Source organism: Actinoplanes sp. NPDC000266, from assembly GCF_042899005.1.
Lineage (GTDB): Bacteria > Actinomycetota > Actinomycetes > Mycobacteriales > Micromonosporaceae > Actinoplanes.
In genome coordinates this window covers 78,458-98,396 of sequence record NZ_JBIAZI010000014.1, presented here as the reverse complement: position 1 = coordinate 98,396, position 19,939 = coordinate 78,458, and the positions used below count along the sequence as shown (strand labels likewise).

Genomic DNA, 19,939 nt, shown 5'->3' with positions numbered 1-19,939 from the left:
TTGATTCCCGATCCGGAGCAAAAGTTGACTCGGGTAGGCTCAACTTCATGACCGTACCTCTGGTGATCGTCGACGGGGCCAATGTCGTGGGTTCGGTACCCGACGGGTGGTGGCGTGACCGGCGCGGCGCGGCCCTGCGGCTGCGCGACGCATTGACGCCGATCATGGAGAACGGCCTGACCGATCTGGCCGGCCCGGTCGAGGTCGTGCTGGTGGTGGAGGGTAAGGCCCGGGAGACCCCGCCGGCCGAGGGCGGCGTGCGCGTGGAGCGCGCCGACGGCTCGGGCGATGACAAGATCGTCGATCTGGTACGTGGGGAAGCCGCACCCAGGCGCATCGTGGTTGTGACGGCCGATCGGGGATTGCGCGACCGGGTGACACAACTGGGGGCCGAAGTGAGGGGCCCGTCGAGCGTGCCGAGGCGCTAAAGTGTGACGATGCTCCCACGGACGGTAGCCCCGCCCTGGGCTCCCGCTGGGACCTGGCTCACTCCCCCGCTCCCCCTGTACGGCGACGATCACGAGCGCCGCGACCTCGCTCCGGCGTCCGGCGCGCTCGCGCTGAGCTCACGTCCTCGCCGCCGCCGCTGAGTTCGGCTCCGGCCGCGGCTGTCCGCCGGACCCCCGGAGTGAGTCACATGTCCGCATCCGCAGATCCGCGCGCCGGCGCCCGTGCCGTGCTGCGCCGGCCCTTCGTCCCGCTCGTCCTCACCGCCAGTCAGGTCGGGCGGCTGCCGCTCGGCGCGTCGCCGCTGGCCCTGTTGCTGTTCGCCCGCGAGACGGTCAGCCTGGCCGCCGCCGGGGCGCTGGTCGCCGTCTTCACCGCCGGCATGGCCGCCGGCGCGCCCGCGCTGGCCCGGGCCGTCGACCGGTGGCGGCAGCCGCCGGTCCTCTACGGCTCGGCCCTGGTCTCCGCCGCCGGCTACGCGCTCGTCGTGCTCAGCGACGGCCGCACCGCCCCGATCGTCGCCGGCGCGGCCCTGGCCGGCCTGGGCACCCCGCCGATGGAGGCCTGCCTGCGGGCCCTCTGGCCCGATCTCGTGCCCCCGGCGGCGGTGCACGCGGCGTACGCCCTCGACGTCGCCCTTCAGGAGGTCATCTTCGTGGCCGGGCCGCTGGTCACCCTGGCCGCCGTCGCGATCGGCGGGCCGGCGGCCGGCCTGGTCACCGCGGCCGTGCTGCAACTGGCGGGGGTGGCCGCCTTCGTCCGGGCGCCCGCCGTCCGCCGCTGGCGGGGCCGCCCGGCCCGCCGGCACTGGCTGGGCCCGCTGCGCGAGCACCGCCTGGCCGTCATGGTCGCCGGCATCGCCTGCGCGGGCGCCGGCGTCGGAAGCATCCCGGTGGTCTTGACCGGCTATGCCGAGGCGGCCGGGGACCGCTCGCTGACCGGCTGGCTCCTGGCCGCCCAGGCCGGCGGCGCGCTCGTGGGTGGCCTTCTCTATACGCGCGCGACGCCGGGCGGCCCCCGCCGCCTGCCGCTGCTGGCCCTGTGGTTCACGGCCGGATATCTGCCGCTGCTGATCGCGCCCGGGCCGGCCCCGATGGCCGTCCTGCTGGCGGTCAGCGGCATCATGCTCCCGCCGCTGCTGACCGCGGTCTTCCTCACCGCCGACCGCCTCGCCCCCGAGGGCACCGCCGTCGAGGCGTTCGCCTGGATCATGACCGCCTTCAGCGTCGGCAGCGCCCTCGGCGCGGCCGTGGCCGGGCCCCTCACGGACGCCGGCATCCGCTACGGCTTCGCCTTCGCGCCGGTGGCCGCCGTCCTGGCGGTCGGGGCCATGTCCTACGTGGCACGCCACCCGAACCGAGATGCATGATTTGCCCGATATAGGGGACTCGGCGGGTATGACCGTCCCCGTGCGGGATCTCGACAGCGCCGACGCCGCGCTGGTCGGCCTCGGCCGCAAGCTCGAGGAAGCCCGCTACCGCTTCACCGCAGTCACGCCGGCCACTCACGAGCGGGTGAACCGGCGATCCCACAACGCGTACGCCTTCGGGTTCCGCGACGTCTTCGGGTGGAGCCGGCCGTTCGGGCCGGGCGTGCTCCCGGGCCCGATCGTGGAGCTGATGGACGAGGCCGGAGTGCTCGATCAGGACGGCGACGAGTGGCACAGCACGGTGCGCTTCTCGATCTGCGACAACGGCCTGTTCGTGCACTCCGCCTCCCCGGACCGGCCCGGCTCGGTCTTCTACGGCGCCTGCACCCGTGCCATGGCCCGCGCCGTGGCGGCGCACATCGACGCCCGCGCCTGGCCGGTGCGGCGGGCGGTCGACATCCGGTGCGGCATCGGCGCCCGGGCCATCGCGGTCGCGCGGCGCCGGCCCGGTGCGACAGTGCTCGCCGCCGACGTCAGCCCCGAGGCCCTGCGGTTCGCCCGCGTCAACGCCGCGCTGGCCCGCACGCCCGGTGTCCGGCACTGCCCCGGCGACCTGCTCGACGACGTGGGCGGCACCTTCGACCTCATCGTGTCCTGCCCGCCGTTCATGTTCGATCCGGGCCGGCAGACGTATCTCGGCGGTGAGCCGCACGCGCTGTCGACCGCCATCCTGGACCAGGCCGCCGCCCACCTGGCCCCGCACGGCTCGCTGCTGCTGTTCAGCGGCGCCGGCGTGGTCGGCGGCCGCGACCTCTTCCAGCGGGCCGCGGCCGAGCACCTCACCGGCACCGGCCTGGCCTGGACCTATCGGGAGCTGGACCCCGACGTGTACGGCGAGGAGCTCGACGGCCCGCGCTACGGCGACGCCGAGCGGATCGCGCTGGTCATGCTCGTCGCCACCCGGGGACCGAGGTAGGCCGGGTTCCGGCAGGCATGGGCGGGGCGATCGTGGGCATGCGGGCGCCATGACGATCACCGCCATCACTCCGGGCCTCGATGCCGCCCTGGCCGATCTGGGCCGGGCCCTGCGCGAGGCCGGTTACGAGTTCACGACTGTCACGCCGGCCACCCATGAACGGGTCAACCGGCGTTCGCGGAACCGTCGGGCGTGCGGGCTCCGGGACGTGTTCGGCTGGAGCCGGCCGTTCGGCCCGGGTGTGCTGCCGGACCGGATCGTCGAGCTGATGGACGCGGCCGGGGTGCTGCGGCGCGACGGTGACGAGTGGCGCAGCGCGGTGCGGTTCTCCTCGTACGACGGTGAGCTCTTCGCCCATTCGGCGTTCCCGACCGACGCGGAGGACTCGGTCTTCTTCGGCCCCGACACCTACCGGATGGCCGGCGCCGTGGCCGCCCACGTCGAAGGCCGGGAGCGGCCGATCCGGCGGGCGGTCGACATCGGCTGCGGCACCGGGGCCGGGGCGGTCACGGTGGCCAAGCGGGCGCCGGAGGCCGAGGTGCTGGCGGTCGACATCAACCCGGCGGCGCTGCGGCTGGCCCGGATCAACGCCGCGCTGGCCGGCACATCGGGGGTACGCCCGTGCCGCAGCGACCTGCTGAACGACGTGGACGGGGAGTTCGACCTGATCTTCGCCAACCCGCCCTTCATGATCGACCCGGCCGGGCGGGCGTACCGGCACGGCGGGGCGCACGGGCACGAGCTGTCCATGGCGATCATCGACGCGGCCGCGGAGCGCCTGGCGCCGTACGGCAGCCTGGTCCTGTTCGCCGGGACCGGGATCGTCGGCGGGACCGATCCGTTCCGTGAGGCCGCGGCCGAGCGGCTGGCCGGGACCGGCCTGCGGTGGACCTATCGCGAGTGGGATCCGGACGTGTACGGCGAGGAGCTCGACGGGCCGGCCTACGCACACGCCGAGCGGATCGCCCTCGTGCTGCTGACCGCGACCCGATGAGCGGGCCGACGGTCGGCGTCGAGGAGGAGTTCCTGCTGCTCGACCCGCGCACGGGCGAGAACGTGCCGGTCGCGCCGGCGGTGGCCGGCAAGCTGCCGGAGCAGCTGCGCGGGCAGAGCCGGCGCGAGTTCCGGCACAGCATGATCGAGATGGTGACGCCGGTCTGCTCGAGCCTCGCCGAGGTGCGGGAGAGCCTGACCGCGATGCGGCGGGCCGCCGGCGAGGCCGCGGCGGCGGCCGGCGCGAACCTGGTCGCGCTCGCCGCCACGCCGGTCGGCGAGCCCCAGCTGCTCGTCACCGACGATCCCCGCTACCGGGCGATCGCCGGGCACTACGGCCCGATCGTCGACGACCCGGCCGTCTGCGGGTGCCACGTGCACGTCGGCGTGCCCGACCGCCGGACCGCGATCCAGGTCGGCAATCACCTGCGGCCCTGGCTGCCGGTCGTGCAGGCGATGTTCGTGAACTCGCCGTTCTTCGCCGGGGCGGACACCGGGCACGCGAGCTGGCGGGCCATGCAGCTCGACCGGTGGCCCGGACTCGGGCCCACGCCCTACTTCGAGTCGGAGACGGACCTCGAGCGCACGGTACGTCTGCTCGTCGGCGCCGGCGTGATGATGGACGACAGCCTGCTGCTCTGGCACGCGCGGCCCTCGGCCCGCTATCCGACGGTCGAGGTCCGGATGGCCGACGTCTGCCCCTCGGTCACCGACGCGGTGCTGCTCACGGCGCTGATCCGGGCGCTGGTCGGCACGGCCCTGGATGACATCCGGGCTGGCCGGCGGGCGCTGCCCATCCCGGACTGGGTGCTGACGGCGGCGCACTGGAACGCGGCCCACAGCGGCCTCGGCGGCATGCTGCTGGACCCGTCGCGGGAAACCTCGCGGCCGGCCTGGGAGATGGTCGGCGAGCTCGTCGAGACGGTCACGCCGGCCCTGGACCGGCACGGCGACCTGGACATCACGTACGAGTTGTTGGCAGCGCTGCGTACCGTGGGCACCGGCGCCGACCGGCTGCGCCGCGAGCACGAACGCACCGGGGGCGACCTGCCGGCCACGCTGGCCGGCGCGGCCGGGCGCACGCTCGCCGGGTGAAAGATCACCCGTGCGGTTCAATCCTGTTCACTCAAGAACGATCACCAGTCGTCCGGAAAACGCCCGAAGTGGACTGTCACCGGTCGTACGGGAAGAGTGTTTTCGCAGGTCGTGCCACCCGTCAAGCGGGGGTGCGGCAAAAGGGGCGTGCGGGGATAGCCGGACAGGAACGGGGCAGTAGGCTTCAGGACAGTAGTCGGGTTCCGCACAGCAGGAGGCTGCACGGGTGGCCAGTGTCGCCGAGGTCAAAGCGGCCGTCGATGCCGCACTTCAGCAGGTGACCGAAGGGCAGGCGGCGATACAGGCGGCCCGGGAGAAGATCGGCGAGGCCCAGCAGAGCCTGGCCGCCGCTCTCGACGGCAGCGGCAACGACGCGGTCGGCGCGGCCCACGCGTCCCTGTCGCAGGCCGACCAGTCGCTCGAGGAGTGCCTGGGCGCCACGCTGCTCGCGGTGGAGCAGGCGCAGACCTACACGGCGATGCTCTGACGCGATGTCGCTGATCCAGGAGCTCGGCGCCCGGCTTCGCGCCACCTCGGACGAGTTGCCCACTCCGCAGGTGACCGTGGCGATGGAGAAGCTGCGCAGCGCGACCGAGATTCTCATGTGGGTGCGCGAGCAGTCGGTCGACCCGATCGGCGTGCCGCAGCTGTCCAACGCCACCGAGGCGGCCGAGCGGGCCGCGGCCGCGCTGCGCCTCGCCCAGGACGCCATCGCGCAGTACCTGGCTTCCGTGGGTCTCAGCGGCGATGCGAGCGCTCCGCCCGACCGTGACTGGAAAGCCGGTCTTCAGCAGCCCGATTCGGCTGCGCAAACCGGAGAAAATCCCGAAAAGCCCGAGCAACTCGGACCGTGGTGGCAGGAGCGGGTCACGCAGCTCACCGGCGAGCCGGCGCCCTCCTCGTCCGATAAATCGGACAAACCAGATACGGCGGAGCTGCTGCGCCGGGTGGCTTCGGGGGTACGGGCCGGTGACCGCGCCCGGCTCGGCCGCGAGCTGCACGGCGTGAACGCCTCGACCGGGCTCGCACTGTCCGCGGTCACCCCGCCCGTCCTGCACCGGCTGGCCGGCGACCTGCTCGGCCACGAGCCCCGCCCCGAGGACGTGCCGCGGCTGCGCTCGGCCGCCGAGGGCCGGGTCAGATCGCTGCTGCCGGGCACCTCGCCGGCCGTGCTCGAGACCCTGATCGCGCGCATCTGCCGCGTGCCCGTGGAGGGCGGCTCCCCGCGGCCGCCCGGCCACCCGGCCGACAACGCGGTGACCGCCAGCGTGCTCACCGGTGTCCTGCTGGCCCGGCTGGGCCGCGACGCGGGCACGCTCGACCCGTCGGCGCCCGACCCGGTGCGCCGTCCCGCCGAAGCCTCCGACTCCCCCGGGAGCCCCTCCAGCCATGGCTGAGTCGACCGCACAGCAGGTGATGGAGATCCGGGCCGGGCTGTCGCACGCGCTCGGCGCGGCCGCGATCGCCCTCGACCGGGCCAGAGGCGCGCACGCCGCGGCCGTCGAACGGCGGCGGCGGGTCGAGGCGGCGGCCGGGGCGCGCCTGCGCAAGATCGACGACGCGCGGGACGCCCGGCTGGCCGAGATCGACGACCAGCACCGGGCCGACCTCGCCGCGTACGCCCAGGCCGCCGCGGCCGCCGCCGACCGGGCCGCGCCCGGCGCCGCCGGCGACCCGTGGGACGACTGGCAGGCCACCCCGCTCGACCGGGCGGCCGAGCTGCGGGTGGGCCGGCTGCTGCTGCCGCACCCGGAAGAGGTGCCGGCGCTGGTGCCGCTGCTCGACCGCGGCCACGTGGTGGTCCGCGGCGACCAGGCCCTGGGCGACGAGGTGGTGGCCGGGCTGCTGCTGCGGGCGCTCGGCACCGCCGCGCCCGGCCAGGTGCGGCTCATCGGATACGACCCCGAGCACCTGGGCGGCGGGCTGGCCCGGTTCGCGCCGCTGGCGCCGGCCGGCGTGCTCACCTTCGTCGGGCCGGGCGGGCTGCCGGCGTTGCTCGACGACCTGACCGCGCACGTCCGGCGGATCAACGAGACGGTGCTGGCCGGCGAGTACACGTCGCTGCGCGAGCTGAACGCGGCCACCCACCGGCGGCCCGAGCCGTGGCGGGTCGCCGTGCTGCTCGGCGCGGGCGACCTGGGCCGGGCCGAGCAGGCCCAGCTGCAACGGCTGCTGCGCACGGGTGCGGCCTGCGGCGTACACCTGGTCATTCAAGGTCTGCCGGTGCAGGCGGCCGACGGGATCGAGTTCATCACCGCCGCCGGCGGCGACCACGCGCGTGTCAGCAGCGCCGGCGCGTTGCCCGTACGGCTCGATGGTGGTCCTCCGCAAGCGGTGGTGGCAGCGACCTGCCGCCGGATCGCCGAGGCCGTGGAAGCCGGGCCCGCGCCGGTGGCGCTGGACAGTCTGCTGCCGCGGGAGGAATGGAAAGAGAGCGCGGCGACCGGGCTCAGCGCGCCCCTCGGCGACAGCCCGCAAGGCGTGCCGGTACAGGTGACGCTGGCCGACTATCCGCCGCACGCGCTCATCGCCGGCCCGTCCGGCACCGGCAAGACCAACCTCATCTACGCCTGGATGGGCGCGCTGGCCGCCCGCTACTCCCCGGCCGAGCTCGCCTTCTACCTGCTCGACTTCAAGGAGGGCGTCTCGTTCGCCCGGTTCGCGCCCGGCCGCCGCGACCCGAGCTGGCTGCCGCACGTCCGGCTGGTCGGCGTGAACGTCAACACCGACCGCGAGTTCGGGCTGGCCCTGCTGCGCTTCCTCGGCGAGGAGCTGCGGCGCCGGGCCGACGCGGCCAAGAGGTACGAGGTGACGAACCTGGCCGAGCTGCGCGCCGAGGACCCCGAGGGCAGCTGGCCGCGCATCGTGGCCGTGGTCGACGAGTTCCAGGTGCTGCTCTCCGGGCGCGACGCGGTGGCCGCCGAGGCAGTCGACCTGCTCGAAGACCTGGCCCGGCGCGGGCGGTCCCAGGGCATCCACCTGATCCTGGCCTCGCAGGACGTCAGCGGCATCGAGGCGCTGTGGGGACGGCCGGCCCTGGTGGCGCAGTTCTCGCTGCGCATCGCCCTGCCCCGCGCCCGGCGCATCCTGGCCGAGACGAACACGGCGGCCGAGTCGCTGCCGCGCTACCACGCGGTCGTCAACGCCGACTCGGGCGCGATCGAGGCCAACAAGGTGGTCCGGGTGCCGGCGGCCGGCGACCGCGAACGGTGGAACGCGCTGCAGCACCGGCTGTGGCGCAAGCGCCCGCCCGAGCTGGGCCCGCCCCGCCTCTTCGACGGCGACGTGGTGCCGCGGCTGGCCGACAGCCCCGACTTCCGGCGGCTCACCCCGGCCGAGCCGGTGGCGGCGCCGATGGTGCTGGTCGGCGAGACGATCGACGTGGCGGCCCGTTCGGCCCGCACGGTCCTGCGGCGTGCGCCCGGCCGCAACCTGGCCGTGCTCGGCACCCGCATGGACGAGGCGTGCGCGATCCTGTCGACCGCGGCCGTGTCACTGGCCGCGCAGTTCCCGCCGGACGGCGCCCGCTTCTCGATCCTGTGCCTCGACCCGGACGCGCGGGCGGCCGCCTCGGCACTCTGCACCGACCTGCCCGACTGCGGCTGGTACGAGGCCGACAACGCGGACTGGCTGCTCGAGGACGCGGCGGCCGAGGCGTCGGCGTCGTGGCCGGCCGACCGGCCGCACTTCCTGGTCATCTACGCGGCCGACGCGCTGCCGGGCGGCAAGGAGGCGGCCGAGCAGCTCCGCACGATCCTGCGCCAGGGCCCGGAACGCCGCCTGCACGTGCTCGGCTGGTGGCGGGGCGCGGCCCTGCTGCGCGACGCGCTCGGCGGCCAGGCGTCCCGCACCGACCCGATCGGCGCGTGGGTGGCCCTGGACGTGCACGGCAGCGAGCTCGCCCCGTTCTATCCGGGAGCGGGCGCGCCGGCCTGGTACCCGCGCCCGTGGCGGGCCCTGCACTTCGACCGCTCGGTGCACCGTGGCGCCGAGGTGATCATCCCCTATGGAGCCGGGTCATGACACAAGGCTTGCAGCCGGCCGACTTCGAGACCGCTGACTACCGCAGCGTGCTGCGCCGCTTGACCACCCTCGACGACGAGGCGGCCACGATGAGGGCCGAGGCGGCCCACTGGCACGAGGAGCGGGTGGCCGCGGCCGAGGAGGCGATCCGGGCGGCCGACGAGGCGGTGCGTTCGACGTCGCACGAGGTGGCGCAGGCCCAGCGGGCCCTGGAGGAGGCGGACGCCCGGGCGGCCGGCCTGTGGTCGGAGTACGTCCACAAGGTGGGCCCGGTGGCGGAACGCTACGGCCGCACGGTCCCGACGGCGGCCATCCCCCGCCAGCGCTCCGACCGTGACGCCGACGACTACTTCGACGAGGTGGCCAACAAGGTTAAGTACACGGCGCCGGCCCGCCCGATCACCAGCGGCGTCAAGCTGCTGTTCGGCGTGTTCGGCTTCCTGGGCGGCGTCGTGGGCGTGATCCTGCACCAGGTCCTGCGCGAGAACGGCGGCTCGGCCACGGGCACATGGAAGGACGCCCTGCCGGTGGTGGCCCTCCTGGTCCTGCTGGCCTGCCCGGTCCTGGCCGTGGTGGCCGCCAAGCGGGTGGCCGACCGCCGAGGCGTAGGCCTGGACACGTCAACGGTCGTCACGGTCCTGATCACCGGCTTGGTGACCGCCGGCATCCTCCTGACCGCGGTGCGAGCGGCGGCCGCTTAGCCGTTGAAGGGCGGCAGCGATGAACACAAGGTCGGCGAGCAGCCGGGTCGAGCGGCCGTTGCCATCGGCGAAAGGACGGATCCGGACGATCTCGGCGTGCGCGGCGATGCCCAGCTCGCGAGGAGTACGGATCGGAGGCAGAAGGGCCTCTATCTGCTCGTCGGTGACCGGCGTTTCACCGTAACCCGGTGTCAGCACTGTCAGGCGGCCTTCGACCTGCGCCCCAAGAATTCCTCGACCTTGGCGGAGCGCCTATATTAGCGGGCCAAGTGGAGGCGCAGGACTGTGCCGCCGCCGGGGGCGTCGTCGATGGAGATGCGGCCGTTGTGGCGTTCGGCGATGCGCAGGCATGTCGACAAGCCGATGCCGTGGCCCTTTCGGGACGTGGGGTCGACCTGGGTGAACATGTCGAAGACGCGGTCGCGCTGGCCGGGTGGGATGCCCAGGCCGTTGTCGGTGACCGTGATGTCCCAGCCGGTGGCGGTGGCGTTCGCCGCCACCCGCACGTGCGGGGTGCGGTCGGGGTGGCGGTACTTGATGGCGTTGTCGACCAGGTTCTGCAGGAGCTGGCGGAGCAGGGTGGGGTCGCCGGTGACGTGCGGCAGGTCGGGGGCGACGGTGACCGTGGCGCCGGTGCTCTCGATGAGGGTGCGCAGGTCGGTCGTCACGTGGGTCAGCACCCCGGCCAGGTCCACCGGCTCGGTCGTGCACGGGGCGTGGCCCGCTCGGGCGTACGAGAGAAGGGCCTGGACCAGCTGTTGCATGCGGTCGGTGGCGGCCACCGCGCCCGACATCCACTTGCGGGCCCGGTCGTCCATCACCTCGCCGTACGTCTCGGTCAGCATCTCCAGGTAGCCGCGGGCGCCGGCCAGGGGGCGTACGAGATCGTGGCTGACCGCGGCCGCGAAGCCCTCCAACTCGTCGTTCGAGCGCTGGAGCTCGGTCACCAGGTCCTGGATCTGGCGCAGGTGTTCGCGTTCGCGGGTGACGTCGGTCAGGGCGACGACCGCGCCGATGCGCCGGCCGTTGTCGGCGATCATGCTGCGGGCGCTGGCCGTCAGTGTCAGCAGGGCGTCGTCGGCCGTGCGCAGGACCAGTTCCTCGTTGTCGAGGTTGACGTCCTCGTGCAGGGCCCGGAACAGGGGGCCGCTCTCGTCCGGCACCTCGGTGACGCCGTCCGGCTGGAGCAGTTCCAGGCGGCCCGCGATCTCGGCCAGGTCGCCGGCGCCGCCGCTCTCCAGGGCGCCGCCCCACCGGCGTACGGCCCGGTTGAGAACTGTCAGTTGACCTTTTTCGTCGGCGGCCACGATGCCGACGTCCACGGTGTCGACCAGAGTCTCGACGAACTTGCGGCTGTGCTCGGCGGTGATCGCCATCTCGGCCGCCAGGCGGCCCTGGCGGCGGCGCTCGAACAGGCCGACCAGCACGTCGGCCAGGTCGGTGAGGCGCTCGATCTGGCGGGGCGTGAGCTCCTTGACCACGTCGTCGAAGACGCAGAGGGTGCCCAGGGCGTAGCCGTTGGGGGCGATCAGCGGGGCCGAGGCGTAGAAGCGGACGTTGGCCATGCGGCCGTCGACCCACGGGTTGGCGGCGTACAGGTGATGCTCGCGGGCGTCCGGCACGTGCACGAACCGGCCCTTGCGCAGCTGGATGTCGCACATCGAGTCGGTGCGGGCCGAGTTGCCGCCCTCGAAGCCGACGGTGGTGAGCTGGCACTGCCGGTGCTCGTCGATCAGGTTGAGGGTGGCCGTGGGCACGTCGGCCACCATCGCGGCGACCCGCACGACCGCCGACAGCTCGTCGTCGGCCGGAGCGTCGAGCAGCCGGTACTCGTGCAGCGCCGCCAGCCGGCGACGCTCCAGCTCGGGCGGGTCGAGCAAACTGGCCGTCACCTTCTCTTCGATCGGCCGCCGGGCCCGATCGCTTAGCGGCTCTTGAGAACGAACGGCGCGGCTGGGCAGGATACGGACATGCCGGCACTGGAAGTCGCGACGTACGTCCTGGGCACCGCCGTCGCCAAAACCGCGTGCGGCCTGTGGGCCGGCGAGAACAAGCTGCTCAACGAGATCGGCAACAGCACCGTCGACCGGGTGGCGGCCGCCCTGACCGGCGGCCGTCAGCAGCGCCAGTTCATCCGGATCTGGGAGGAGGCGGCCGAGGCGGTGTCCGACCGCCTGGAAACGTGGATCACCACCGAGTTCCGCACGGTGGAACCGGCCGAACGGGAAGCGGCGGTCCTGGCCGTGCGGGACACGTTCGAGCAGGCGGCGCTGTCGGAGGCGGATCTCTTCAAGAGCGACCTCGACGCGGGATTCCTCGGGCGACATCTGCGGTCGCAGTCACCCGATCGCGCGGGCCGGGCGGGGCTCTCCGAGGGCGGCACCCGGCTGTACGACCTGTTGCTGCGCGAGTCGGCCGCGTACACGATCGAGATCGCCCGGACGCTGCCGGCCACGAGCGTCAACGCGCTGACCGAGCTGCTGGCCCGCAGCCGGCAGATCATCGGCGATCTGGAGGCGGTGCTCGACCGGCTGCCCCGGTTGCGGGTCGGCGCCGACTTCGAACGCGACTACCGCCAGCTGGTCGCCAACCTTCTGGACCGGATCGAGTTGTACGGCGCCACGGTCTCCGATTCGAGCCGGGCGTATCCGCTGTCGGTGGCCTACCTCAGCCTGCACGCGAGCCAGGCCACCGGCGACGACCGACTGGTCAGCGTGGAGGAACTGGCCGGCGCCAGCGACCGCATCTTCATCCGGGGCCAGGCCGGCCTGGGCAAGACCACACTGTTGCAGTGGATCGCGGTCAACAGCGCACGCCGGACCTTCCCCGACCACCTGAACAGCTGGAACGCGACGGTGCCGTTCTTCGTCCCGCTGCGGCGCTTCGCCACCGCCGACCTGCCCGCGCCGGGAGATTTCGTCAACGAGGTCGGCCGGCACATCGCGGACGAGATGCCGGCCGGCTGGGTGCAGGAGCAGTTGCGCTCGGGCCGCGGCGTCGTGCTGGTCGACGGGATCGACGAGCTGCCCGACGACCGCCGGATCCACGCCCGCCGGTGGATCTCCGAGCTGATCGCCGCCTTCCCGCGTGCGCGATACGTGGTCACCTCCCGGCCGGGCGCGGTCCCGGCGGAGTGGCTCGGCGGCGACGACTTCCGGGTGGTGGAGCTGGCCCCGATGGACCGCCAGTCGGTGACGGTGTTCGTGGAGCGCTGGCACCGGGCGATGCTCGAACAGACCCGGACGCTCGAACAGCGGGAGTCGATCCTCGACTATCAGCGGCGCCTGCTGCGGGCGATCGACCGCAACCGGCACCTGCGGCAGATCGTCGCCTATCCCCTGCTGTGCGCGCTGACGTGCGCGCTCCACAAGGACCGGCGCGGCCAGCTGCCGAGCAGCCGGATGGAGCTGTACGAGGTGGCGCTGCACATGCTCCTGGAGAGGCGCGACGAGGAGCGGGAGATCAAGGCCCTCAACACCCTCAGCCGTACGCAGAAGATGCTGCTGCTGCAGGACCTCGCCTACTGGCTGATGCGCAACGGCCAGTCGGACGCGGCCAAGGAGGAGGCGCTGGACCGGATCGCGGTCAAGCTCCGGAAGATGCCGCGCGTCGCCCTCGACGAGCACGAGACCTACCAGGTACTGCTCGAGAGAAGCGGCCTGATCCGCGAGCCCACCCACGACCGGGTCGACTTCATCCACCGGACCTTCCAGGAGTACCTCGCGGCCAAGGAGGCGGTGGACGAGGGCGACCTGAGATCACTGGTGCTGCACGCCGACGAGGATCAGTGGCACGAGACGATCGTGATGGCCGCCGGCCACACCAAGGCGCGGGGCAGCAAGACTCTCATCGAGGGTTTGCTCGCCAAGGCCGAGAAGCGGGCCGACAGCGGCCAGAGCACCGTCATGAGGCTGCTCGCCCTGGCCTGCCTGGACACGTCGGCGGAGTGCCCGGAGGACGTGCAGGCGGCGGTTCTGGAGGTGACGGGACAACTTCTGCCGCCGGAGAACGAACGCTATGCCGACATGCTCGCGCAGGCCGGCTCGTTGTCGCTTGATCTCCTCATGAAGTCGGGACCGGCGACCGAGGAGCAGACATCACTCACGATCCGCGCGGTCGGCAAGATCGGCGATCCGACGGCCATCGACTTCCTGGCGGAGTTCGCGGCGAGCACGTCGGTAGTCGTGCACGAGGCCCTCGTCGACGCGTGGCAGTATTTCGATCCGGCGGTCTATGCGACACGGGTGCTGCGCGATGTGCCGTTCGGTTCCTCGGAGAACGTGACGATCAGCGATCGGAACCTGCTCGGGTTCCTGCACCTGCTCAGGAATGCCCGCGCGGTGAAGGTGCAGTCGTCGCCCGACGCGCCGCCCGTCGACTTGTCGTTCGCGCGCGACAATCCGAGGCTCGGGGGAATCCAGGTCCCCTCCTGTGGCGACCTGTCTCCGCTGGAGGGCAGTGATCTCGCGGCATTGTCGGTGTCATCTCAAGGCGATCACGAATTAGATCTCCGTCCGCTGGCGGGTCTTGCGAACCTCCGGTCGCTGATGGTTCATGGCAGCAACCTGAGGAATGCCGGCGAACTCACGAGGCTGAACAAGCTCCGCGCCGTCGGCGGCTCGCGCTTGCTGCTCTCGCAGTTGGCCCGAATGCCGTCGGCATCCCCGGTCGCCCTCGTCGTCGCCTCCGACACCCTTCAGGACGACTCCCTGAGTTTCCTGACCGTGTGGGCGGAATCGGTCACCGATGTCCGGCTGATCGGCGACTGTCCGCGCGACCTCTCGCCGCTGACCGGTCTGAAGCGCCTGTCGAATCTGGTTCTCATGAGCGGCACGACTGTCGACGACGCCGCCATCGGCCGGTTGGCCTCTCTCGAACGGATTCAACTGATGTCCGATCCCGACACCATCAACAGCACGCTCCCGCATCTGGCGCGGCTGAGGAACCTCCGCGCCGTCTACCTGCTGTCGTACGACGAGGGCACCATCGACCTGGCCCCGCTGGCCGGGCTGGAGGGACGGACGGTCAAGCTGAATCTGGGCGGCCGCATCGATCTCACGGGTACCGAAGGGGTCAGCGGGCTGTCGATCAGCGGCGGCCGGGCCAGGAGAATTAGCCGAAAGCCTTAGAGAGGGTGATCACCGCGGGGCCTACGACCACGATGAAGATGGCGGGGAACATGCAGAACATGACCGGGAACAGGAGCTTCACCGGGACCTTCTGTGCCATCTCCTCGGCTCGCTGACGGCGGCGCATGCGCTGGTCGGCCGCGTGTTCGCGGAGGATGCCGGCTACCGAGATGCCCAGCTCGCCGGCCTGGATCAGCGCCGTCATCAAGCGCTTGAGGTCTCGTACGGTCGTTCGGGTCGCCAGTGAGCGCAGCGCCTCCGTTCTCGCCACTCCCAGGCGCATCTCCTGCAGCACCCGGTTCAGCTCGTCGGCCATCGGGCCCGTCGTCGCCGTTGCCACCTGGTCCATGGCCGAGTCCAGGCCCAGGCCGGCCTCCACGCCGATCACCATCGCGTCCATCACGTCCGGCAGCGAGTAGAGGATCTTCTCCTGGCGTTTGATCCCCGCGTTGTAGACCAGCAGCTGGGGCAGCAGGTAACCCACGATCAGGCCGGCCGGGGCGCCGATCAGCACCGAGTCCGTCTTCTCCGTCCAGCCGTACGCGAAGAACGCCCCCACACCCGCACCGGCCACCGCCCCGAACGGGCGGGCCCTCATCACCCTCGCCAGCGGCCACGCCGGCGGGTTTCCGGCGTAGTCGAGCAGGCGGCTCAGCCGGTCGCGGTCGGCGGCCGGGGTCAGCACCTCGGCGAGCCGGTCCAGGCCGGCGATGACCACCGAGCGCAGCCGCCGCTGCAACGCGCTGCCGGTGTCGCGCCGCATCTCCGGGCCGGTGCCGAAGGCCGCCAGCGCCCGCATGATCCGGTCGAAGCGCGGCGGCGGCAGCAGGATCGCCGTCGCTACCAGCGCGAACGCGAGCACCACGCCGGCTACGGCCGCTCCGAGCACGACGTTCGCCATGGTTACGCCTTCACCTGGACCACCACGCGCAGCCAGATGGCGCCGATGGTGATCGCCACGATGCCGAAGGCCAGCATGGCCCAGCCGAGCGGCTCGGTGAACAGGGGCTTCAGGTAGGCCGGCTCGGTCAGGTAGAGGACCAGGGCGGTGCCGATCGGCATGGCCGTCAGCACGTAGGCCGACATGCGGCCCTCGCCCGAGAGCGCGCGCACATGCCGGCGCAGATACGAGCGTTCGCGCATGGTGTCGGCGGTGGTCTGCATGACATCGACCAGGCTGCCGCCGACCTCGCGCTGCAGGCGCAGGGCCATGACCAGCCACAGCATCTCGTCGCTGCGGGTGCGTTCGCCGATGCGTTCGAGCGCGTCCTCGAAGCTGCCGCTGATGCGGGTCTCGGACAGGGCGCGGCGCAGCTCGGAGGCGACCGGGCCCTCGTCGTCGCGGACCGCCGCCTCGACCGACTGGTGCATGGTGAAGCCCGAGCGCAGCGAGCTGATCATCAGTTGGAGGGCGCCGGGGAGCTCGTCGGCGAACGCCTGCTCGCGGCGCCGGATCCGCGCCCGGAGCAGCGCGTTCGAGCCGAAGAAGCCGGCCAGCAGGCCGAGCGGCAGGGCCACCGCGAACGGCACGAACAGGGTCAGCAGCACGACCGTGGCCAGGCAGGCGTACAACCGCACGGCCAGCCAGTCGGCCGGGCGGGTGGTCGCGCCGAGCCGGTCGAGCAGGGGCGCGCTGCGCTCGGCCAGGGCGCTGAGCAGCTCGGAACGCTCCACCTTGCGGCCCGAGGCGTGCATCAGCCGCCGCCACCAGGCGTCCTTCTCGACCTCACGCCGCACGGTGAAGTGCTGGAGCGAGGCCAGCCGGCGCTGGATCGGTGTACGCCCGAACGTCGCCGCCAGCACCGCGTAGGCCAGCAGGAAGGTGGCCGCCGAGGCGGCGCCCACCGCGATGACGAAGGCCGGGATCACCGCGGGCGGCCCGAGAACAGCGCCGGCGGCAGGGTCACGCCGTAGCGGGCGATCGCCTCGGCGAACTGGGGGCGGATGCCGGTCGAGCGGAGACCGCCGGCGGCGCCCGGTGTGTCGGAGCCGGCCGTGGGGTCGTACAGGAAAAGGTCCTGCAGGGTGATGACCTCCGATTCCATGCCGGCCACCTCGGTGATGTGGCTGATCTTGCGGGTGCCGTCCTTGTAGCGGCCGACCTGAAGGATCAGGTCGACGGCCGAGACGATCTGGTCGCGGATGGCGCGGCTGGGCAGGTCGAGCCCGGCCATCAGCACCATCGTCTCGAGCCGGGACAGCGCGTCGCGCGGCGTGTTGGCGTGCAGGGTGGTCAGCGAGCCGTCGTGGCCGGTGTTCATCGCCTGGAGCATGTCGAGGGCGGCCGCGTCGCGGACCTCGCCCACGACGATCCGGTCGGGGCGCATCCGCAGCGCGTTGCGCACCAGGTCGCGGGTGGTGACCATGCCCCGGCCCTCGGAGTTGGGCGGGCGGGTCTCGAGGCGTACCACGTGCTCCTGGTCCATCTGCAGCTCGGCCGCGTCCTCGATGGTCACGACGCGCTCGTCGACCGGGATGAAGCCGGAGAGGATGTTCAGGATCGTCGTCTTGCCGGAGCCGGTGCCGCCGCTGACCAGGATGTTGCGGCGGCCGCGGACGCAGACGTCGAGGAATTCGGCGGCGGGCCGGGTCAGGGTTCCGTACGACAGCAGGTCGCCCACGGTCAGCGGGACCGAGGAGAACTTGCGGATGGTCAGCGACGAGCCGTCGATGGCGATCGGCGGCACGATCGCGTTGACCCGGCTGCCGTCGGGCAGGCGGGCGTCGACCATGGGGCTGGCCTCGTCGACCCGGCGGCCGACCCGCGAGCAGATCCGGTCGATGATGCGGCGCAGGTGGGCCTCGTCGTCGAACTCGGCGCCGACCCGCTCGATGCGGCCGAAGCGTTCCACGTACACCGACTGCGGCCCGTTGACCATGACCTCGGTGACCGAGTTGTCGCGCAGCAGCGACTCGATCGGGCCGTGCCCGAGCACCTCGTCGACGACCTCGTTGACGATCCGCTGCCGGTCGGCACCGGACAGCGGGGTCTCCTCGCGGGCCAGCAGGTCGTTGAGGGCCTCGCGGACCCGGCCGTCCAGCTCCTCGGTGCCCTCGCCGCGGCCGGCCGCGTACAGCGACGGTCCCAGCTCGTCGGCCAGCTTGCGCTGGATGCGCTGGCGGACCTCGTACACCTGGTCGTTGACCGGGCGGCCCGGGCGGTGCCGCTCCTCGGCGGCGGGGGCGGGCGTCTTGTCGGCGGGGGTGTTGGCGCCGATGCGCGAGGAGAGGCTCATGCCTTGCCCTTCCGGGACAGGAACCGCCGCCGGCGCTCGGGGGCGGCCTCCACGCCGGCGCAGCGGTCGGCCAGGGCGCGGATGGCCCGGCTCACCGGATGAAGCGGGTCGGTCTGCGCGAGCGGCTCGCCCGCGTTGACCGAGACGGTCACGTCGCGGCTGGAGGGCACCTGCACGGTGAAGGGCATGCCGACCGCGAGCTCGACCTCGGCCGGGCTCAGGCCGACCTGGGTGTTGGCCCGGTTGAAGACCAGCAGTCGCTTGTCCTGCGCGTAGTCGAGCAGGTCGAACATCTCGACGGTGAGCCGCACCGATTTCAGGGTGGGCAGGTCGGGGGTGACGATCGGGACGTACCAGTCGGTCATGTCGAGCGCGGCCAGCACCTGGTCGGTGACGACGGCGGGCGTGTCGACCACGATGAAGTCGTAGAGCGGCCGGGCCGCGTCGAGCAGCTCGACCACGAACTCGCGGGTCACCTTCTCGCCCTCGGCCGGGCTGGGCGGGGCGAGCAGGGTGTCCAGGCCGGGTTTGTACGGGGTGACGATCGAGCGCAGGCCCGGCTCGTCGAGCCGGCCGGTCATGGTGACGCCGCCGGCGATGTTCCGCTCGGGCGAGAGCTTGAGCATGATGGCGATGTCGCCGAACTGGAGGTCGAGGTCGATCAGCAGGACGCGGCGGCCGCCGCCGGCCAGGGCCACGGCCAGGTTGGTGGCGAGCATGCTGCGCCCGTTGCCGCCCTTGCCGGAGAAGAGCGTCACGACCCGGCCGTACGGGGCGTTGTCGGCCGACGTGCGCAGCGTGGTGCTCAGCGCCTTCGACAGGTCGATCGAGCGGATCGTGGCGTCGCGCAGCCCCTGCTCGTCGTCCTCGGCCACGATCTCCCGTACGCCCGACTGCAGGCACCGCAGCACGACCCCCGGCTCCACCACCTTGCGGATCAGCACGACCCCGATGAGCGGGCGCTGGAGCCGCTGGTAGGCGGCGACCATCAGCGACTCCTCGAGCTCGACGGTGGCGCCCAGGATGATCAGGATGGTCTCCGGGTAGCGCCGCAGGTGCGCCTCCAGGTCGGCCATCCCGTCGAGCATGGTGCAGCCGACCTCGCGGAAGGCCGGCCCGATCTGCGAGCGGCGGGCGTCGTCGGGTTCGACGTAGACGTAGAGGCTCACGGGAACAACCCGGAGATGTCGACACCCGGCCCGGGCACGGCGGTCGCCTCCGGTCCCAGCATGGCCAGGTAGAGCAGTCCGGTGCGGGCGGCGTGCACGAGGCGCTGCGCGTCCTCCGAGTCGACCGCGAGCGTGGCCACGTACCGCACGTAGGTGGCCTGGGAGGTGCCGGCTCTGGTCGCCGACGGCGAGACCGAGGCCGAGACCGACGGCGCCGGTGTCGGCTGGGGCGTGATGTCGGGGGCCAGCGCCTCGCCGATCGAGATGACCACGGCCCGGGGCAGCAGCAGCCGGGTGGTCTGCTCCTCCGAGCTCTGCGCGCTGGCCGGGAAGGTGCCGTAGACGGCCACCCGGTCGCCCGCGATCAGATTGCCGGCGACCTGGGTCGGCACGCTGAGCTCGACGGTGACCGCCAGCATGCCCTTGGGCACCGTGAAACCGCGGGCCGACGCGGAGGCGGAGGGGACGGCGGCCTGGAAGAGCGGGCGCATCAGCAGCTGCTTGCGCTCGGCCGTGGCCGACAGCGTGAGCCGGTCGAGGTCGCTGGTCCAGCTGGTCAGGGTGCCCTCGGGCACGGTCCGGGCCGGCATCAGGACGCGCTCGGCCATGCCCTTGGCCCGGATGTCGGACCCCTTGGTCCCGGCCGGGATGCGCTGCTTGGCCACCAGCACCCACACCCCCTTCACCCCGTTGAGAGCCCGCCGGTCCGCGGAGTGCGCGTACGCCAGGATCGCCACCCCGCTGATACCGGCCAGCAGCAGTGCGGCGAGCAGAATCAGGACACGCCGTCGCATGTCTCCA

The 19,939-nt window shown here is 72.6% G+C and carries 17 protein-coding genes; 10 read left to right on the top strand and 7 right to left on the bottom strand.

The window, feature by feature from the left end; genetic code table 11:
- Positions 1 to 47 precede the first annotated feature (47 nt).
- From ACFY36_RS42955 to ACFY36_RS42915, 9 genes are all read left to right on the top strand, one after another.
- Positions 48 to 428 carry an NYN domain-containing protein gene (locus ACFY36_RS42955; protein WP_499751692.1) on the top strand — a complete coding sequence of 127 codons (381 nt, stop codon included), beginning with the start codon at positions 48 to 50 and terminating at the stop codon, positions 426 to 428.
- A 209-nt stretch (positions 429 to 637) separates the two neighbouring features.
- Complete coding sequence (locus ACFY36_RS42950) at positions 638 to 1,816, top strand: MFS transporter (protein WP_499751691.1); 1,179 nt, start codon at positions 638 to 640, stop codon at positions 1,814 to 1,816.
- Positions 1,817 to 1,844: 28 nt separating this feature from the next.
- Entirely contained in the window at positions 1,845 to 2,792 is a 948-nt protein-coding gene (locus ACFY36_RS42945) for a methyltransferase (RefSeq protein ID WP_499751690.1), read from the top strand.
- Positions 2,793 to 2,841: 49 nt separating this feature from the next.
- Complete coding sequence (locus ACFY36_RS42940) at positions 2,842 to 3,786, top strand: methyltransferase (protein WP_499751689.1); 945 nt, start codon at positions 2,842 to 2,844, stop codon at positions 3,784 to 3,786.
- Positions 3,783 to 4,880: a carboxylate-amine ligase gene (locus ACFY36_RS42935; RefSeq protein WP_499751688.1), complete on the top strand. Its 1,098-nt coding sequence runs from the start codon at positions 3,783 to 3,785 to the stop codon at positions 4,878 to 4,880. The genes ACFY36_RS42940 and ACFY36_RS42935 overlap by 4 nt, the downstream gene beginning before the upstream one ends.
- Positions 4,881 to 5,106: 226 nt before the next feature.
- Positions 5,107 to 5,367, top strand: coding sequence for a hypothetical protein (locus ACFY36_RS42930; protein WP_097321034.1), 261 nt, complete (start codon positions 5,107 to 5,109; stop codon positions 5,365 to 5,367).
- A 4-nt stretch (positions 5,368 to 5,371) separates the two neighbouring features.
- The gene (locus ACFY36_RS42925) at positions 5,372 to 6,277 is read left to right on the top strand and encodes a hypothetical protein (protein WP_499751687.1); all 906 of its coding nucleotides are present in this window, start codon (positions 5,372 to 5,374) and stop codon (positions 6,275 to 6,277) included.
- Positions 6,270 to 8,903: an FtsK/SpoIIIE domain-containing protein gene (locus tag ACFY36_RS42920; RefSeq protein WP_499751686.1), complete on the top strand. Its 2,634-nt coding sequence runs from the start codon at positions 6,270 to 6,272 to the stop codon at positions 8,901 to 8,903. The genes ACFY36_RS42925 and ACFY36_RS42920 overlap by 8 nt, the downstream gene beginning before the upstream one ends.
- The gene (locus ACFY36_RS42915; RefSeq protein ID WP_499751685.1) at positions 8,900 to 9,604 is read left to right on the top strand and encodes a hypothetical protein; all 705 of its coding nucleotides are present in this window, start codon (positions 8,900 to 8,902) and stop codon (positions 9,602 to 9,604) included. The genes ACFY36_RS42920 and ACFY36_RS42915 overlap by 4 nt, the downstream gene beginning before the upstream one ends.
- Here the strand turns inward: ACFY36_RS42915 and ACFY36_RS42910 are convergent.
- Positions 9,524 to 9,802: a Fic family protein gene (locus ACFY36_RS42910; RefSeq protein ID WP_499751684.1), complete on the bottom strand. Its 279-nt coding sequence runs from the start codon at positions 9,800 to 9,802 to the stop codon at positions 9,524 to 9,526. The genes ACFY36_RS42915 and ACFY36_RS42910 overlap by 81 nt on opposite strands.
- Positions 9,803 to 9,861: 59 nt before the next feature.
- On the bottom strand, positions 9,862 to 11,496 hold the full coding sequence (locus tag ACFY36_RS42905) for a sensor histidine kinase (protein ID WP_499751683.1): 1,635 nt from the start codon (positions 11,494 to 11,496) through the stop codon (positions 9,862 to 9,864).
- 78 nt (positions 11,497 to 11,574) lie between these two features.
- On the opposite strand from ACFY36_RS42905, the gene ACFY36_RS42900 reads away from it, so the two are divergent.
- Positions 11,575 to 14,733, top strand: coding sequence for an NACHT domain-containing protein (locus tag ACFY36_RS42900; RefSeq protein ID WP_499751682.1), 3,159 nt, complete (start codon positions 11,575 to 11,577; stop codon positions 14,731 to 14,733).
- Here ACFY36_RS42900 and ACFY36_RS42895 read toward each other — a convergent pair.
- The 5 genes from ACFY36_RS42895 to cpaB are packed head-to-tail and all read right to left on the bottom strand — an operon-like array spanning position 14,717 to position 19,932.
- A complete protein-coding gene (locus tag ACFY36_RS42895; RefSeq protein WP_499751681.1) occupies positions 14,717 to 15,634 on the bottom strand; it encodes a type II secretion system F family protein in 918 nt (305 codons plus the stop codon). The two genes, ACFY36_RS42900 and ACFY36_RS42895, sit on opposite strands and share 17 nt — an antisense overlap.
- A gap of 2 nt (positions 15,635 to 15,636) precedes the next feature.
- On the bottom strand, positions 15,637 to 16,602 hold the full coding sequence (locus tag ACFY36_RS42890; RefSeq protein ID WP_499751680.1) for a type II secretion system F family protein: 966 nt from the start codon (positions 16,600 to 16,602) through the stop codon (positions 15,637 to 15,639).
- Positions 16,599 to 17,969: a TadA family conjugal transfer-associated ATPase gene (locus ACFY36_RS42885; protein ID WP_499751679.1), complete on the bottom strand. Its 1,371-nt coding sequence runs from the start codon at positions 17,967 to 17,969 to the stop codon at positions 16,599 to 16,601. Before ACFY36_RS42885 ends, ACFY36_RS42890 begins: the two co-directional genes overlap by 4 nt.
- Positions 17,966 to 19,138, bottom strand: coding sequence for a CpaE/TadZ family protein (locus ACFY36_RS42880; RefSeq protein WP_499751678.1), 1,173 nt, complete (start codon positions 19,136 to 19,138; stop codon positions 17,966 to 17,968). The genes ACFY36_RS42885 and ACFY36_RS42880 overlap by 4 nt, the downstream gene beginning before the upstream one ends.
- The gene (gene cpaB / locus ACFY36_RS42875) at positions 19,135 to 19,932 is read right to left on the bottom strand and encodes a Flp pilus assembly protein CpaB (RefSeq protein ID WP_499751677.1); all 798 of its coding nucleotides are present in this window, start codon (positions 19,930 to 19,932) and stop codon (positions 19,135 to 19,137) included. The genes ACFY36_RS42880 and cpaB overlap by 4 nt, the downstream gene beginning before the upstream one ends.
- Between the last annotated feature and the right edge of the window lie 7 nt (positions 19,933 to 19,939).

Bases quoted from the DNA above. Each gene is read 5' to 3' on its own strand.
- ACFY36_RS42925 (WP_499751687.1), top strand. From the start codon at position 5,372: ATGTCGCTGATCCAGGAGCTCGGCGCCCGGCTTCGCGCCACCTCGGAC.
- ACFY36_RS42940 (WP_499751689.1), top strand. From the start codon at position 2,842: ATGACGATCACCGCCATCACTCCGGGCCTCGATGCCGCCCTGGCCGAT.
- ACFY36_RS42885 (WP_499751679.1), bottom strand. From the start codon at position 17,969: ATGAGCCTCTCCTCGCGCATCGGCGCCAACACCCCCGCCGACAAGACG.
- ACFY36_RS42920 (WP_499751686.1), top strand. From the start codon at position 6,270: ATGGCTGAGTCGACCGCACAGCAGGTGATGGAGATCCGGGCCGGGCTG.
- ACFY36_RS42935 (WP_499751688.1), top strand. From the start codon at position 3,783: ATGAGCGGGCCGACGGTCGGCGTCGAGGAGGAGTTCCTGCTGCTCGAC.
- ACFY36_RS42900 (WP_499751682.1), top strand. From the start codon at position 11,575: ATGCCGGCACTGGAAGTCGCGACGTACGTCCTGGGCACCGCCGTCGCC.
- ACFY36_RS42950 (WP_499751691.1), top strand. From the start codon at position 638: ATGTCCGCATCCGCAGATCCGCGCGCCGGCGCCCGTGCCGTGCTGCGC.
- ACFY36_RS42895 (WP_499751681.1), bottom strand. From the start codon at position 15,634: ATGGCGAACGTCGTGCTCGGAGCGGCCGTAGCCGGCGTGGTGCTCGCG.
- ACFY36_RS42955 (WP_499751692.1), top strand. From the start codon at position 48: ATGACCGTACCTCTGGTGATCGTCGACGGGGCCAATGTCGTGGGTTCG.
- ACFY36_RS42915 (WP_499751685.1), top strand. From the start codon at position 8,900: ATGACACAAGGCTTGCAGCCGGCCGACTTCGAGACCGCTGACTACCGC.
- ACFY36_RS42945 (WP_499751690.1), top strand. From the start codon at position 1,845: ATGACCGTCCCCGTGCGGGATCTCGACAGCGCCGACGCCGCGCTGGTC.
- cpaB (WP_499751677.1), bottom strand. From the start codon at position 19,932: ATGCGACGGCGTGTCCTGATTCTGCTCGCCGCACTGCTGCTGGCCGGT.